Raw genomic sequence first — 14,323 nt, forward strand, 5'->3', positions numbered from 1 at the left:
CCGTCTCCCAGCTTTTTGTTTCTCCGCACATTTTCCGTTGATTATTGTTCTAAAAAGTTGCTCAGAAACTGTCTGTCCTCAAGTCCAAGTATATCCACACCGAAATAAAAGAGGAGGGATATACCGATTGTCCACACGATAACGCTTAGTGTCACCCACCAGAACGTCGCTTTTTGTGTACCTCCCAATATGACTGCCATCAATGCGGTGAAATGACTGCCGACGAAGAATGGACCGATAAACGCAAGTCCGGGCAGACCATATTTGCGGAAAAGGTTCTCTGCTCTCTGAATCTTCCTGCTCTTCCCTTTACCTGCTTTTTCAAGCCTGTCCAAGTACCATCGTTTGATGCGATCCATCATGACGACGAGTGTCAGTAAGGTTATGAGATTTCCGGCTATACCGATGATATTCGTCATTAAAAAGTCCATTCCTGCGACAATTCCGATCGGAACAACGATAAAAGCCTCGAACAGCGGTATTGCTGAAAATATAAATACGATTATATATGCGATGATGAGAGAAGTGTTCATTTTATCCTCCTACAGCTGAATGTGGCATTACATCATAAATTATAAACGAAACCGTTTCATTTGGAAGATGATGATTTTAGTATGGCACTGCAAACTATTTTCAGTCATGTTATAATTATTCAAAATTCAAAAAATAAAGGTGATACGAATATGAGAGTTTCCAATGAAATCGTCAGTGATGCAATTGCTCTCAGGAGAGAATTGCACAAGAACCCAGAGCTCAGCACCAAAGAATATGAGACTTCCCGCCGTATTCAAAATCAGCTTGACCGGCTGGGAATCCCTTATAAGGCTGGATACGCCGGTACAGGCATACTCGGAGTCATCGAAGGAGGACACCCGGGAAAGATTGTGGGTTTGAGGGCGGATATCGATGCGCTTCCCATCCAGGAAATATCACAGGAACCATTCAGTTCCGAAAAAGCGGGGGTCATGCATGCATGTGGACATGATGCCCATACTTCCATGCTGATTGCAACAGCGCGTGTGCTTCTAGAACGTATTGATGAAATTCACGGGACGGTGCTGCTGATTTTTCAGCCTGCCGAAGAGTTATCCCCCCTTGGTGGTTCACAGAGTATGATGGATGATGGTGTATTTGATGAATACAAACCTGATGTATTGATCGGCCAGCATGTCTGGCCGGGACTGCCTGCCGGGCAGTTTGGTGTGATGTCCGGGCCAATCATGGGCAACTCGGATAAATTTTTTCTACGAATAAAAGGGTCGGGCGGCCATGCGTCGATGCCTCATGATACTGTCGATGCGATCATTGTTGCCAATCAGGTGGTTGCAAGTCTGCAAACGATTGTAAGCAGAAATGCAGATCCCATGGAACCCGCTGTCGTGACGGTCGGCCGTTTTGAAGGCGGGACAAAGCACAATGTAATTGCAGAAACGGTTGAAATAGAAGGAACGATCCGCACTCAATCTGATAAGATGAAAACACTCGCGAAAGAAAGGTTTTTTGATATTGTTGAGAAAGTGACCAGCGCAATGGGAGCTGAAGTTGATATGCAGTTCGATGATGGCTATCCTGCAACTGTAAATACAAAAAAATGGGCAGACCAGCTTTATGAAACTGTGCATGGATTATACGGTGAAGAGGCACTGCCGAAGGTGAATCCAAGCCTTGCCGGTGAAGACTTCAGCAGGTTCCTGCAAAACTATCCAGGGGTTTACTATTGGTTGGGCAGCTCAGTCGGAGAAGGACAGAAACCGCTTCATAATCCAGCATTCAGATTCAATGAAGAGGCGATTCCCTTTGGTGTGGAAGTGATGTCCGAGGCAGCAATTGATACTTTAAACACTTTAAAGACTACATGACTGAACGTGGAAAATCACCCGTTTCATAATCCAATTAAAACGGGTGATTTTCTGTCATACCTGGGCATTCAGTTTTTCATTGCAGTACTCCAGTGCTTCCCGGGTTATCCCAATTAGTTCCGGATTGTTTTTTCGACTGCTTATATTTAGAGCACTTTCAAAAGCGTCTTTTGCCCAATTGTAATATCTCATTTCCAGATAACATTTCCCGCGCTGATATTCCAAAAGATCAGTGTATTCATCAATGTTATTTCTATTGATGATTGTTTCAGCTTTTTCAAAACACAGCAGCGCTTTTTTTAATTCATCTGCGTATATATAACTGACACCCAGACGTATGAATGCAGGTACTTGTTTATTTTCATCTTCTGAAATCAACCGTAAGTTTTCTGAATGATAATGGATGGATTCATCCGGTTTATTGATTACTCTGTAGAGGTCTCCCAATGCCTCTGTGGCGAACAGTTCATTTTCCAAAGACAGTGTGTCCTGTTCCATATGCTCTTCAAGTTCAAATATAATATTCAGAACTTTTTTTTCGTCATCCGTCTTTTCCCTCAAATTTTGATTTGGATCAAAATGAGTATTCTTGAATACCTGTTCTACTCTTTCCCTTATCGAATGCTTCATCCACATCATCCCCTCTGTTTTTAATGTGAACCTTATTATTAACTTTTTACACGTATAGCATACCATTAACTTAAAAAAGTAGAAAGCCGGAACATTAATCCTGCATAGCAGTAATGTTTGAAAGATGACATTTTAGTAAATAGTCTATTACTGTAATGCAAAATAAGAGGAGGAAGGAAATTGGATATCAAAAAAGGCGAAAATATGTTTTTCGCAGGCGAGGATGAATTAAATCCTGAAGCTGAAATTGTTTTTTATATAGATGACGACGGAGACTATGTGATTGAACACACTGAAGTACAGGATAGTCTGAAAGGGCAGGGGGCAGGCAGCCAGTTAGTGGATACAATGGTGGAATTCGCAAAACAGGAAGACAAAAAGATTACAGCCAATTGTCCATTTGCCAAAAGTGTCATTGAAAAGAATGATGAATATAAGCAAATGCTCAAATAATAGTCTGATGCCGGGGATGACCAGTCCCCGGCATTTTCTGTATAATGTAAATGATGTATACTGGATGAGTATTTGAAAGGATGATGAGATTGGCTAAAAGTGTAGTATTGGCTGAAAAACCTTCAGTCGCACGCGATATTGCGGGTGTGCTGAAATGCCATAGAAAAGGGAATGGCTATATAGAAGGAGATAAATATATTGTTACATGGGCGCTTGGACATCTTGTGACACTTGCAGATCCGGAAAGCTACGATAACAAATATAAGCAGTGGAAACTGGAAGATCTGCCGATGCTTCCAGAGCCCTTAAAACTGACTGTGATTAAAAAATCAGGCAAACAATTCAATGCGGTGAAATCACAACTCCTCCGTAAAGATGTTGATAAAATCATAGTGGCCACTGATGCAGGTCGTGAGGGCGAGCTCGTTGCCAGATGGATCATAGAGAAAGCGAAAGTCAAAAAACCGATAGAACGTCTGTGGATTTCCTCTGTGACAGATAAAGCGATCAAAGAAGGATTCAACAATCTGAAGCCGGGGAAAAAATATGAGACTCTTTACGAGGCTGCTGTTGCAAGGTCTGAAGCAGACTGGTACATAGGCCTCAACGCGTCAAGGGCACTGACTACAAAATTCAATGCCCAGCTTAACTGCGGACGTGTCCAAACGCCGACGCTCGCCATGATCGAGCAGAGGGAAGATGAAATCAGGAACTTCAAAGCCAAAACGTATTATGGCATAGAGACAGTAACAGATTCTGTCAAATTCACATGGCAGGACGATAAAGGCAGCAACAGAAGCTTTGACAAGGACAAGATCGATTCAATCATAAGTAAAATCGGAAATGAAGATTTAAAAATTACAGATATTCAGAAGAAAGCGAAAAAGACTTTCGCGCCTGCTCTATACGATCTGACAGAACTTCAGAGAGATGCAAACAAACAATTCGGCCTTTCTGCAAAGGAAACATTGAATGTAATGCAGAATCTTTATGAACGTCATAAAGTGGTGACTTATCCGAGAACGGATTCCAGGTTCATCTCCCAGGATATTGTCGCAACCATTCCCGAGCGTCTTAAAGCATGTGGAATCGGCAATTACAGAAGCTCAGCTGTCAAAATACTGAGAAATAAAATCCAGGTGAACAAATCTTTCGTGGATGACAAAAAAGTCAGTGATCACCATGCAATCATTCCGACTGAAAATCATGTTCATCCTTCCGACTTCAATGAAAAGGAAAAGAGAGTGTATGACCTGATTATCAAAAGGTTCATAGCTGTACTGCTTCCTCCTCATGAATTTGAGCAGATGACAATCAATGCTTCAATAGGGAAAGAATCATTTACCGCCCGGGGGAAAACAGTTATGAAGGAGGGTTGGAAAGAGGCGTATTCCAACAAATACGATGATGATATTGAAAATGATGTGAAAGATCAGCTGCTTCCGAATCTTCGGAGAGGAGATGTACTCAAAACAACCCGTATTACGCAAACTGCGGGCCAGACGAAAGCGCCGTCGAGGTTTACAGAAGCCAGTCTATTATCTGCAATGGAAAACCCGGCAAAATATATGGAAGTTCAGGACAAGAACCTGAAAGCAACACTTGATTCCACAGGGGGACTCGGCACTGTGGCAACAAGAGCAGACATCATAGACAAGCTGTTCAATTCCTTTGTGCTTGAGCGTCATGGACAACAGATTAAAATCACTTCCAAGGGCAGACAGCTTTTGGATCTCGTACCGGATGCATTAAGATCTCCGGCAACAACTGCAGTATGGGAACAGAAGCTTGAAAATATCGCTGAAGGTAATCTTAAAAAAGAGGTTTTCATAGAAGAGATGAAGCAGCATACTAAAAAAATCATCTCTGAAATCAAGAACAGTGATAAAAAATACAAGCATGACAATATTTCAGGCAAGATTTGTCCTGATTGCGGCAAACCCCTTCTTGAAGTGAATGGAAAACGCGGGAAAATGCTTGTGTGCCAGGACAGGGAATGCGGGCACCGTAAAAACATATCAAAAACTACGAATGCGAGATGTCCGAGATGTAAAAAGAAGATGACGCTAAGCGGCGAAGGAGACGGTCAGATCTTTACATGCATATGCGGCTATAGGGAAAAGCTTTCAGCGTTTGAGGCCCGCAGGAAGAAAGAAGGTCGCGGCAAGGTGGATAAACGGACAGTCAATAAGTATATCAAAAATCAGGACGAGGAAGAGCCAATCAACAATGCACTTGCTGAACAGCTGAAAGCTTTAAAACTGGATGAATAATCTATATTCAGTATCATTTATGTAATCATATAGAAAACAGCCTTAGGGATGGGGGTTCAAATGGAAAATAAAATTTTATTCATACACAGTGCCGGACCACAGACAGATACTGACGGAAGTACAGGAATGCTTGAGCGATTGAAAGATACTCTCGGTCCAGCATACACAATAATCGCTCCGGATATGCCGGATCCGTCAAATCCGTCTTATGCAGGGTGAGCGGAAGATATTGGAATAAGTCTTTCAGGAGTGGACAATGTCATACTCATTGGTCATTCTCTTGGGGGCTCGATTCTTCTCAAGTATTTATCGGAACAGCATCCAAAGGCCAATGTAAGGGCCCTGTACATAATATCCTCACCATTATGGGGGTTCGACGGTGAATGGCATAGTGATGACTTCGAACTTAAAAAAGGGTTTGATAACAATCTTCCGAAGATTGGACATCTTGCCCTGTACCACAGTGAAGAAGACAGTGTTGTACCTTTAAAACATCATACTGCATACAGAAGAATACTGGATGCTGATGAAACTAAAATCATCAAAGGAAATTCACATAGTTTTCCGGAGGGTCTTCCCAATCTCGCAAGAAGCATACAGAAACTTGAGGAGCAGATTTAATGAGTACACTTTTCATGATCATATTCATGATACTGATGTTTCCGATCATCGCTACTGCGTTTATTTATCTGATAGGAAACAAAAAAGAATTCAACAAAGTGATTCTGTATATATGGATATCCGCTATATTCATCGCGGGACTTTATGTGTTATACTTCCTGTTCACAAAACTTTTATAGTCGCAGCAAAGTAGACACTTATTTTAAGGAGAGAACACTTTGGTCAAATGCAAAAACTGTGAACAAGAATGGCCGGCTAACGCCATCTTGAAAAGATATATCACATTGGATATAGGCATGGACTGCCCCCATTGCGGCAAAACTCAATATTTATCAAAAGAATATCGGAAAAGAAGCATCATGGCGACGCTGCTCATTCCTCTTCTTATATTGATCCCGGCCTTCTTTGATGTTTCCTTCCTCACAATTGCCATTACTTTCATGGCGGCTTTCATTGCTATTACTTTCGTCCATGTATTTACATTGGAACTTGCGTGTGAAGAAGAAACCTGGAGGAACAGTCCGTATGGATAAAGCAAAACGTAATATTACCATTGTTGCAATCATACTGATCATTTATCTCGTACTTGCAAATTTTGCACTCGAAACTGCTTGGTGGGCGCAGATGATCGTCATACTGATCGGTTTGTCTGCCATCATGCAAAATTACCGGGTGGTTAAAAAAGATGAAATGACAAAAAAGAAAAAAGAGATCAGCAACAGAAAAAGATAATACATTTCGAGCCACTCATCCAGAGTGGTTTTTGTATTTATATAGAATCCACAGTTTTAGGGTAAACTCCAGTATGTATAATATAGACATGAGGTGTACAGAATGAAGATGGAGAGACTCTATGAATCTGCCAAATCCCAATTGAATACAGTCAGAACAACAAGAAACGGTAAAATGGGACATGTCGCTGCTGCACTGGTCACAGACCGGGGCAATGTGTATACAGGTGTTGCTCTTGACCTGCCATCATCAATAGGATTTTGTGCAGAACATTCAGCTATCGCTTCCATGGTGACTGCCGGGGAATACAAGATTGATAAGATCATCGCTGTTTATGAAACAGGTGACATATTGCCGCCCTGCGGACGGTGCAGGGAACTGATCAATCAAGTAGGGGAAGATAACTATCATTGTGAAATCGGACTGCCGGACGACAGAACCGTCAGACTTGATGAATTGCTGCCTGAGCGTTGGGATGCAAAATATTTCATATAATTGATATAGTATTCCTATATAGGAATTAAGAGAGGATGTTTCAAATGGCAAGTAACTTTAATAATATCAATCTAGTTGCCCAGGAAAATACGAAAAGATTGCAGAAAACGATTCCTGATACGATGAAAAGCTTCAAGGCATTGCAGGATTCAGCATATAAAGCAGGTGCTTTGGATGAAAAGACAAAGGAATTTGCAGCTTTATCATTCGCAATTGCGGATAAATGTGAAGGATGTATCGGCAATCACGTCAATAAACTCATAAAACTGGGTGCAACACGTGAGGAAATCGCAGAGATAGCGGGTGTTGCCATCGTAATGGGAGGTGGTCCGGGCAGTGTATATGGCGGTAAAGCACTGCAGGCTTATGATGATTCAACAGATGCATAAAACATGAAAGGCTCCCAAAGATTTTGGGAGCCTTTCATGTTTTCAGCCATCATATGCTCCTTTCAGCTCGGCAATATCCAGCTTTTTCATTTTCAGGAATGCCTCAGTCACTCTCTTTATCTGCTCTGGTGAACCTTCCACCATCATTTCATCCATTACGGACGGAGTAATCTGCCATGAAACCTCGTATTTATCTTTCAGCCAGCCGCACTGCTCAGCTTCAGGCACTGCAGATAATTCTTTCCAGTAATAATCGATTTCTTCCTGATTTTTACAATTGACAAGCAGTGAAACCGCTTCGTTGAAATTGTAATCATGATTTCCTGGCCCATCCATTGCTGCCAGGCACTGGTTTTCTAGTTTGAAATCAGCAAACATTACCGTCATATCTTCTCCGGATCTATTTCCAGCTATTTCACCCATTCTCGAATTTTTGAATATTGAGAGGTAGAAATCGACTGCTTCTTTGGCTTTGCCGAAATTATGATTCACAAACATCAGTGACGGGACTATGAATGGTCTGTCCTCACCAGCAGGATCAGTCAATATCAGCTGCCAGCATACTCCGTATTTATCCTGGACGCATCCGTACTTTCTGCTGTATGGATATTCACCCAGTGGCATAAGTACATTACCACCGTTTTTTAATTTTTTCCAGGTCTCTTCCAGGTTCCGTTCCGCATTATCATCATACGATGGATCAAAGTTCACGAAAAATGATATTGATGGATTGATTTTAAAATAAGGTCCTCCGCTGATGGCCATAAATGTATAGCCATTTATTTCAAATGTGACGGATTGTGCATCTCCTGAGGGTGTATTATGAAGTTGTGTCTTATTCAAAACTTCAGAGTCGGGAAATACATTCACGTAAAACTCAGCTGCTTCCAACGCTTCATTGTCAAACCACAGATGCGGCACAATCGTTTGTTTCATAATTAACCATCCTTCCATGTTTGATCAATGCTTTTATAGAACGATTATCTGGTAAGTACAGTCATACTATTTTAAAGTATTCCCGATGGCCGGAATTGGATTGTTCTTCAAGATCCGTGCCAGGTGGATGAGGTTATAACTGAGCATTTCCGTCTGTTTCTTAGTAAAGTCACTGTCCTGTCCTGCTTTTATATAGGAAGGTCCGGGACCGGCTTCTCCTACCCAGTAGGCAAGGTTATTCGGCGGAATGGTAAAACCAAGGTTGGCCATCCGGGAAAGGATTGATCCCCCCGCTTCCTTGGCGCCATCCTCATTGCCGGTTACAACCGTACCGAAGACTTTGTTGTAATATTTGGACTGGCCGTTTTCGGCAGTTTCACCGCTCTGGGCATAGATTCTTTCCATGACGAGCGTCGCCACGCTGCTCTTATGGCCGTTCCAGATCGGCGTACCCATCACGATGATATCCGAATTAACGATTTTATCAAATATCATCGGCCATTGGTCGCCTTCGCCCATGTCTGCACTCATTCCGATTTTGATATTGTAGTCGGAAACTCTTAAGAGCTCGGTTTCGACACCTTCATTTTCAAGGATCTCAATGGACTTTTTCATCAACGCTTCCGTGTTGGACTCCTGATCACCGTGTTTTAAAGAAGTGTTCAGATACAATGCTTTCAAAGCCATCATTAAAAACTCCTCTCATTATTTTTGATTCATTCAATCTGTTCCCCGGTACCGGATGGACGAAACTATTGAGCAATTAAATAATCAGCAGGAAAACGGGTAGAGATTATAGTTAAAGATTTGAAAGGAGTTATACAGATGGGAAGATTAGAGAACAAGATGGCATTGATAATCGGTGGTACTTCAGGCATAGGTGAAGCTGTTGCCAGAGCATTTGCCGATGAAGGAGCAAAAGTTGCCGTAGCTGGAAGGAAGGAGACAGACGGGAAGCGGATTGTGGATGAAATAGAAGAGAATGACGGCAAAGCCATTTTTATCCGCATAGACACGACAAAAGCAGAAGACCTGAAGAAAGGCTTTAGCAAGATGATAGAGGAATTCGGGACGATAGATATCCTATATAATGGTGCAGGCATCCACGACAGTTATCAAAATGCCGTAGAAACTGATGAAGAGATGTATGACAAACTGATGGAAGTCAACGTAAAAGGGCCGTTTCTTGCAGCGAGGGAGGTACTCCCGGTCATGCTGGAAAAAGGTAAAGGGACAATTATAAATATAGGATCCCAGTCTACTTTCGTAGCCGGTGCCGGCGGTTCCTCATATGTAACAAGTAAACATGCCATTGAAGGATTCACTAAACAGCTGACCTACGATTTCGGCAGTAAAGGGATTAAAGCCAATTTAATAGCACCTGGTTTTATAACGACTCCAATGGTTGAAGGCGTGAATGAAGAACGATTGAAAGATATACCGGCGCAAAGGGCGGGCAAACCTGAAGAAGTCGCTTCGATTGCTGTGTTTTTAGCATCTGAGGAATCTGATTATGTACAGGGTGCGTCAATCAAGATGGACGGCGGATGGACGGTAGGCAGATAGGGGTATACTGATAATAATATATTGAGAAAGCAGGAGTCTTATGCAAACTTTAAAAACAGCGAATGGTATTGTAATGGAGTACCCTGGAGGGTGCGGTAATGCACCGAGAAAGTTTTTTATCGTCAAAACTCTGGCAGCGGCAGCCGAAAAGGATAAACGATTTCTGGCCGATGCTTTTGCAGAAGATGTGGGCATTCCTGAAATGCCGCAGAACATTGAGAAAATCATCGTGCAAAGTGTCATCACCCATGGCAGGGATGCCGGTTTCGAATGCACTGTCTATTTCACAGACAGAGCACCGGTTGCAGCGGGTGTTTTCATGACTTTTAAAAGTGCTGGAAAAAATGAAATCATCCGCATAAATGTTTTCAAAAAAGATGCTGAAGTATAACCTTTTGTTACTTTTTCATTGTAGTAATTCATTGCAGTGACTGGGGCTTAGTGGTAAATTTAGATTGAAAGAGACTAAGAAAAAGGGGTTTATGAATGCCTAATATTATTAGTATAGACAGCCTTGAAGAGGCACAGGCACTTATCGGTGCCAACGATCAGCATATTACTTACCTTGAGGAGGAGTTCGGCGTCACGATCCATACGCTCGGAAATGAGATTACCGTGAGCGGTGATGATGATGACAATGTCGAGCTTGCAGAGGATGTTCTGATCAATCTTTTAAAAATCATTCAGCGGGGGATGAAGGTCAACCTTCGCGATGTCCAGTCTGCTGCAATGATGGCCAGAAAGGGTACAATCGAGTACCTTGCCGATCTCTATAATGAAGAAATAGCACGGGACACCAAAGGGAAAGGCATCCGTGCGAAAACTACGGGGCAGAGGCTCTATATTGAAAATATTAAAAAGAATGACCTGACATTCGGCATCGGTCCCGCCGGTACAGGCAAGACGTTTCTCGCAGTCGTTTTTGCCTGCCAGATGCTGCGTGAAAACGATGTGAAACGTATCGTGCTGACACGCCCTGCAGTCGAAGCGGGTGAAAACCTGGGCTTTCTGCCCGGTGACCTGAAGGAAAAAGTGGATCCTTATCTGCGTCCATTATATGATGGTCTTCATACTGTCCTTGGAGTAGAGCAGACAGACCGGCTGATTGAGCGTGGTGTGATAGAGGTTGCACCTCTTGCATACATGCGCGGTCGTACTTTGAACGAAGCCTTTGTCATCCTTGATGAAGCCCAGAACACGACGGAAATGCAGATGAAGATGTTTCTGACACGTCTTGGATTCGGTTCAAAAATGGTCGTAACGGGCGACGAAACACAGATCGACCTCCCGGGTTCCACAAAGAGCGGCCTTGTCGAATCTGTTAAACTGCTAAGTAATGTAAGAGGCATAGCAATCAATAAGATGGATGAATCTGACGTTGTGCGTCATCCACTTGTATCGAAAATCATTAAAGCATATGAGAAGGAGCAATAATATGATTACAACAGACTTCATTGATGACGAAAATCATACTGACAGTGGCCAGCAGGAGGAAATCCAAAAGCTTCTCAGTTTTGCCTATGATTATTTGAAACAGGAACAGGATGCCGAAGTCAGCATTTCATTTGTGGGCGAAGAGGAGATCCGGGAAATCAACAGGAATTACCGCGACAGGGATCAGGTGACGGATGTCATCAGTTTTGCCCTTGAAGATGAAGAAGACAACCTGATCCATGAAGATGCACTCCGCACATTGGGGGATATCATAGTCTGCACTAAGAGGGCCGGAGAGCAGGCATCTGAATACGGGCACTCATACAGACGCGAACTTTTATTCCTGACTCTGCACGGGTTTCTTCATCTGTTGGGCTATGACCACATGGAAGATGAAGACGAACGTGAGATGAATACCCTGCAGGATGAAATTTTAGATGCTTTTGGGGTCTCCAGAGAGGTATAATATGATTAACCGATTATTCAGGCGTTTCAAATTCGCTTTCATGGGGCTCGAAACCATGTTGAAGAAAGATATGCATGTTCTCTCCCACATGATGGTTACAGTCCTGGTAATTTTGCTTGGACTGTTTTTTAACCTTGAAAAAGTGGAATGGCTGTTTATCATCAGTGCGATCTTTGCTGTGCTTATCACTGAAGTCATGAATACCGGTGTGGAATATACGGTCGATTTGGTGACGGAAGATTTTCATGAATATGCCAAAGCGGCAAAGGATGTTTCTGCGGCAGCTGTTCTGCTCGCCTGCATTTATGCAGCGGTTATTGGATTGATAATATTTATCCCATATATATTTTAGCCGGAGAATGGAGAGAAAAATATGAACGATGGAATTTTTAAGGAAGAGTGGATCAAAGAAGTGCGTACTGCCCAGTCAAGGGCATATACACCTTATTCGAACTTCAACGTAGGTGCACTTTTAATCACTGAGGATGATGAATACATCTATGGTGCAAATATTGAAAACGCTGCTTATCCGGCGACTATATGCGCTGAAAGAAGTGCGCTTGTCAGTGCATATTCGAATAACATAACCAGGTTCAAAGCCATCGTTATTGTAACGGATGCCGATGAACCCTCAAGCCCCTGCGGGACATGCCGCCAGGTAATGAAGGAACTCTGTTCCGATGATATGCCTGTCTATATGACCTGCAAAACGGGGAAAATAATCAAGCGTACAGTGGATGAATTGCTGCCGCTTGGCTTCTCAGGAAAGGATTTTGATTAATGAGTGAACAGGAATTCAAATCCGGATTTGTCAGCATCATCGGGAGACCGAATGTAGGGAAATCCACATTTATGAATAAAGTGCTCGGACAGAAAATAGCAATCATGTCCGACAAGCCACAGACGACAAGGAATAAGATACAGGGTGTCTATACGACCGATGATTCACAAATGATCTTCATCGATACCCCCGGTATACACAAACCCAAGCACCAGCTTGGGGAGCATATGATGAAAGTTGCCAGGAATACGCTGCGTGAAACGGAAGTCATTTTATTCCTGGTGAATGTTTCTGAGGAAATCGGACGCGGTGATGAATTTATCATTGATATGCTTCAAAATACAAAAACACCAATTGTTCTGGTGATGAACAAAATCGATCTGGTGCATCCGGACAAGCTGATCCAGCAAATAGAAGTATACAAGGATAAGCTTGATTTCAGCGATATTGTGCCGATTTCAGCATTGCAGGGAAATAACATCGATAAGCTGCTCGAAGTGATTGAAGGATATCTGCCTGAGGGCCCGATGTACTACCCCGCTGACAGAGTCACTGACCATCCCGAACATTTTATTGTGAGTGAGCTCATCCGTGAGAAAGCGCTCCATTTGACGAGCCAGGAAATTCCGCATGCCATCGGCGTTGAAATCGATAAGATGAAGGCCGACGAAAGAGGAACCATCCATGTCAGTGCAACCATATATGTAGAACGGAATTCACAAAAAGGCATGGTCATCGGCAAGAATGGAAAAATGCTGAAGGAAATAGGCAAACTGGCCAGGGTGGATATTGAAAATCTGCTGGGCAGCAAAGTCTTTCTGGAAGTCTGGGTCAAGGTGCAGAAAGACTGGCGCAATAAAACACAGTTCATCCGTTCACTTGGTTATAAAGACGAGGAGTATTAGATAAAACAATGATATATCAGCAGAAAGGCGTGATGATCCGGCAGACGAACTACAGTGAGTCGAGCCGGATCATCACTATATTGACAGAAGAGGGCGGCCAGGTTCCTTTGATGGTCCGCGGCTTCAACAAACCCAACAGTCCATTCATCGTTTTGCGTCAGGGTATAAAGGAATTCCTGTTTACGTATACGCGGTTTAAAGGAATGGGGACATTGAATGAAGTGGATGAGGTCCAGCCCTTCAAAAAGGTGAATGCGGATTTCGACATATACAGTCATGCTTCCTACGTCATGGAGCTCGTCATCAGGGCACTCGAGGAAGATGTGCTCCATGACAGTTTCTACAGACTGCTGATCAAATCATTGAAACTTATGGAAGAGGGCAGTCAGCCTGCCGGTGTCGTCGCTTTCTGTGCGATTAAGATGCTGCCGTATTACGGCGGCGAATTGAATGTTACCGAGTGTGCGGTATGCGGTTCCAAAAACAACAGGAACTTCTTTAATTATTCTTTCAAGTATCACAGTGTGATTTGCAGCGCCTGTATGAATGATGAAACCGGTGCGCGTTCTGTACCGGTAACGAATCGTGTGCTCTATCTGGCAGGATATATGAAGCATGTGGCAGTCACCAATGTGGATTCTATAAAAATTTCTGAAGAGAACGCCGGAAGTCTGTTGAAATTCGTTGAACTGATCTATGATGAATACACCGGTGTTTATTTTAAATCACGAAAACTGCTGCAATCCTATTAAAAAAGCGTGGGTCCTTAGGGACTCACGCTTT

Annotated in this window: 22 protein-coding genes; 18 read left to right on the forward strand and 4 right to left on the reverse strand. The window is 42.9% G+C overall.

What is annotated here, in order from left to right; all coding sequences use genetic code 11:
• Nucleotides 1-41: 41 nt before the first annotated feature.
• The gene (locus tag BM271_RS02985) at nucleotides 42-533 is read right to left on the reverse strand and encodes a small multi-drug export protein (protein ID WP_046790150.1); all 492 of its coding nucleotides are present in this window, start codon (nucleotides 531-533) and stop codon (nucleotides 42-44) included.
• A gap of 150 nt (nucleotides 534-683) precedes the next feature.
• Here BM271_RS02985 and BM271_RS02990 point away from each other — a divergent pair, with 150 nt between their 5' ends.
• Nucleotides 684-1,859 carry a M20 metallopeptidase family protein gene (locus tag BM271_RS02990; RefSeq protein ID WP_046790151.1) on the forward strand — a complete coding sequence of 392 codons (1,176 nt, stop codon included), beginning with the start codon at nucleotides 684-686 and terminating at the stop codon, nucleotides 1,857-1,859.
• A 54-nt stretch (nucleotides 1,860-1,913) separates the two neighbouring features.
• Here the strand turns inward: BM271_RS02990 and BM271_RS02995 are convergent, their stop codons facing one another.
• Nucleotides 1,914-2,489 carry a hypothetical protein gene (locus BM271_RS02995; RefSeq protein WP_046790152.1) on the reverse strand — a complete coding sequence of 192 codons (576 nt, stop codon included), beginning with the start codon at nucleotides 2,487-2,489 and terminating at the stop codon, nucleotides 1,914-1,916.
• A 180-nt stretch (nucleotides 2,490-2,669) separates the two neighbouring features.
• On the opposite strand from BM271_RS02995, the gene BM271_RS03000 reads away from it, so the two are divergent.
• From BM271_RS03000 to BM271_RS03035, 9 genes are all read left to right on the forward strand, one after another.
• Complete coding sequence (locus tag BM271_RS03000; RefSeq protein WP_234960383.1) at nucleotides 2,670-2,942, forward strand: GNAT family N-acetyltransferase; 273 nt, start codon at nucleotides 2,670-2,672, stop codon at nucleotides 2,940-2,942.
• Nucleotides 2,943-3,022: 80 nt separating this feature from the next.
• Nucleotides 3,023-5,215: a DNA topoisomerase III gene (locus tag BM271_RS03005; protein ID WP_269146996.1), complete on the forward strand. Its 2,193-nt coding sequence runs from the start codon at nucleotides 3,023-3,025 to the stop codon at nucleotides 5,213-5,215.
• A gap of 60 nt (nucleotides 5,216-5,275) precedes the next feature.
• The gene (locus BM271_RS14260) at nucleotides 5,276-5,434 is read left to right on the forward strand and encodes a hypothetical protein (RefSeq protein WP_158462228.1); all 159 of its coding nucleotides are present in this window, start codon (nucleotides 5,276-5,278) and stop codon (nucleotides 5,432-5,434) included.
• Between the two features lie 30 nt (nucleotides 5,435-5,464).
• Nucleotides 5,465-5,836 (forward strand): alpha/beta hydrolase, encoded by a 372-nt coding sequence (locus BM271_RS03010; protein ID WP_052749850.1) that lies wholly within the window; start codon nucleotides 5,465-5,467, stop codon nucleotides 5,834-5,836.
• The gene (locus tag BM271_RS03015) at nucleotides 5,836-6,015 is read left to right on the forward strand and encodes a hypothetical protein (protein WP_046790154.1); all 180 of its coding nucleotides are present in this window, start codon (nucleotides 5,836-5,838) and stop codon (nucleotides 6,013-6,015) included. The genes BM271_RS03010 and BM271_RS03015 overlap by 1 nt, the downstream gene beginning before the upstream one ends.
• A 39-nt stretch (nucleotides 6,016-6,054) precedes the next feature.
• Nucleotides 6,055-6,369 (forward strand): TIGR04104 family putative zinc finger protein, encoded by a 315-nt coding sequence (locus tag BM271_RS03020; protein ID WP_046790155.1) that lies wholly within the window; start codon nucleotides 6,055-6,057, stop codon nucleotides 6,367-6,369.
• Nucleotides 6,362-6,568, forward strand: coding sequence for a hypothetical protein (locus BM271_RS03025; protein WP_046790156.1), 207 nt, complete (start codon nucleotides 6,362-6,364; stop codon nucleotides 6,566-6,568). The genes BM271_RS03020 and BM271_RS03025 overlap by 8 nt, the downstream gene beginning before the upstream one ends.
• Nucleotides 6,569-6,670: 102 nt before the next feature.
• Nucleotides 6,671-7,063 carry a cytidine deaminase family protein gene (locus BM271_RS03030; protein WP_082103662.1) on the forward strand — a complete coding sequence of 131 codons (393 nt, stop codon included), beginning with the start codon at nucleotides 6,671-6,673 and terminating at the stop codon, nucleotides 7,061-7,063.
• 44 nt (nucleotides 7,064-7,107) lie between these two features.
• Nucleotides 7,108-7,452: a carboxymuconolactone decarboxylase family protein gene (locus BM271_RS03035; RefSeq protein ID WP_046790157.1), complete on the forward strand. Its 345-nt coding sequence runs from the start codon at nucleotides 7,108-7,110 to the stop codon at nucleotides 7,450-7,452.
• 42 nt (nucleotides 7,453-7,494) lie between these two features.
• On the opposite strand, the gene BM271_RS03040 is transcribed toward BM271_RS03035, so the two are convergent.
• Nucleotides 7,495-8,388: a VOC family protein gene (locus BM271_RS03040; RefSeq protein ID WP_046790158.1), complete on the reverse strand. Its 894-nt coding sequence runs from the start codon at nucleotides 8,386-8,388 to the stop codon at nucleotides 7,495-7,497.
• 66 nt (nucleotides 8,389-8,454) lie between these two features.
• Entirely contained in the window at nucleotides 8,455-9,078 is a 624-nt protein-coding gene (locus tag BM271_RS03045; RefSeq protein WP_200795310.1) for a flavodoxin family protein, read from the reverse strand.
• A 135-nt stretch (nucleotides 9,079-9,213) separates the two neighbouring features.
• Here BM271_RS03045 and BM271_RS03050 point away from each other — a divergent pair, with 135 nt between their 5' ends.
• The 8 genes from BM271_RS03050 (at nucleotide 9,214) to recO (ending at nucleotide 14,292) form a co-directional block, all read left to right on the forward strand.
• Nucleotides 9,214-9,954, forward strand: coding sequence for an SDR family NAD(P)-dependent oxidoreductase (locus tag BM271_RS03050; RefSeq protein WP_046790160.1), 741 nt, complete (start codon nucleotides 9,214-9,216; stop codon nucleotides 9,952-9,954).
• A gap of 40 nt (nucleotides 9,955-9,994) precedes the next feature.
• A complete protein-coding gene (locus tag BM271_RS03055) occupies nucleotides 9,995-10,345 on the forward strand; it encodes a hypothetical protein (RefSeq protein WP_046790161.1) in 351 nt (116 codons plus the stop codon).
• A 95-nt stretch (nucleotides 10,346-10,440) separates the two neighbouring features.
• Entirely contained in the window at nucleotides 10,441-11,388 is a 948-nt protein-coding gene (locus BM271_RS03060; RefSeq protein WP_046790162.1) for a PhoH family protein, read from the forward strand.
• 1 nt (nucleotide 11,389) lies between these two features.
• Nucleotides 11,390-11,854 carry an rRNA maturation RNase YbeY gene (gene ybeY, locus BM271_RS03065; protein WP_046790163.1) on the forward strand — a complete coding sequence of 155 codons (465 nt, stop codon included), beginning with the start codon at nucleotides 11,390-11,392 and terminating at the stop codon, nucleotides 11,852-11,854.
• 1 nt (nucleotide 11,855) lies between these two features.
• Nucleotides 11,856-12,206, forward strand: a complete 351-nt coding sequence (locus tag BM271_RS03070) for a diacylglycerol kinase family protein (protein WP_046790164.1) — start codon at nucleotides 11,856-11,858, stop codon at nucleotides 12,204-12,206.
• Nucleotides 12,207-12,227: 21 nt separating this feature from the next.
• Nucleotides 12,228-12,635 carry a cytidine deaminase gene (cdd, locus tag BM271_RS03075; protein ID WP_046790165.1) on the forward strand — a complete coding sequence of 136 codons (408 nt, stop codon included), beginning with the start codon at nucleotides 12,228-12,230 and terminating at the stop codon, nucleotides 12,633-12,635.
• Nucleotides 12,635-13,540, forward strand: coding sequence for a GTPase Era (gene era, locus BM271_RS03080; protein WP_046790166.1), 906 nt, complete (start codon nucleotides 12,635-12,637; stop codon nucleotides 13,538-13,540). The genes cdd and era overlap by 1 nt, the downstream gene beginning before the upstream one ends.
• Nucleotides 13,541-13,548: 8 nt before the next feature.
• The gene (gene recO / locus BM271_RS03085; protein WP_046790167.1) at nucleotides 13,549-14,292 is read left to right on the forward strand and encodes a DNA repair protein RecO; all 744 of its coding nucleotides are present in this window, start codon (nucleotides 13,549-13,551) and stop codon (nucleotides 14,290-14,292) included.
• Nucleotides 14,293-14,323: the final 31 nt, after the last annotated feature.

The organism is Salinicoccus halodurans (assembly GCF_900114445.1).
GTDB lineage: Bacteria > Bacillota > Bacilli > Staphylococcales > Salinicoccaceae > Salinicoccus > Salinicoccus halodurans.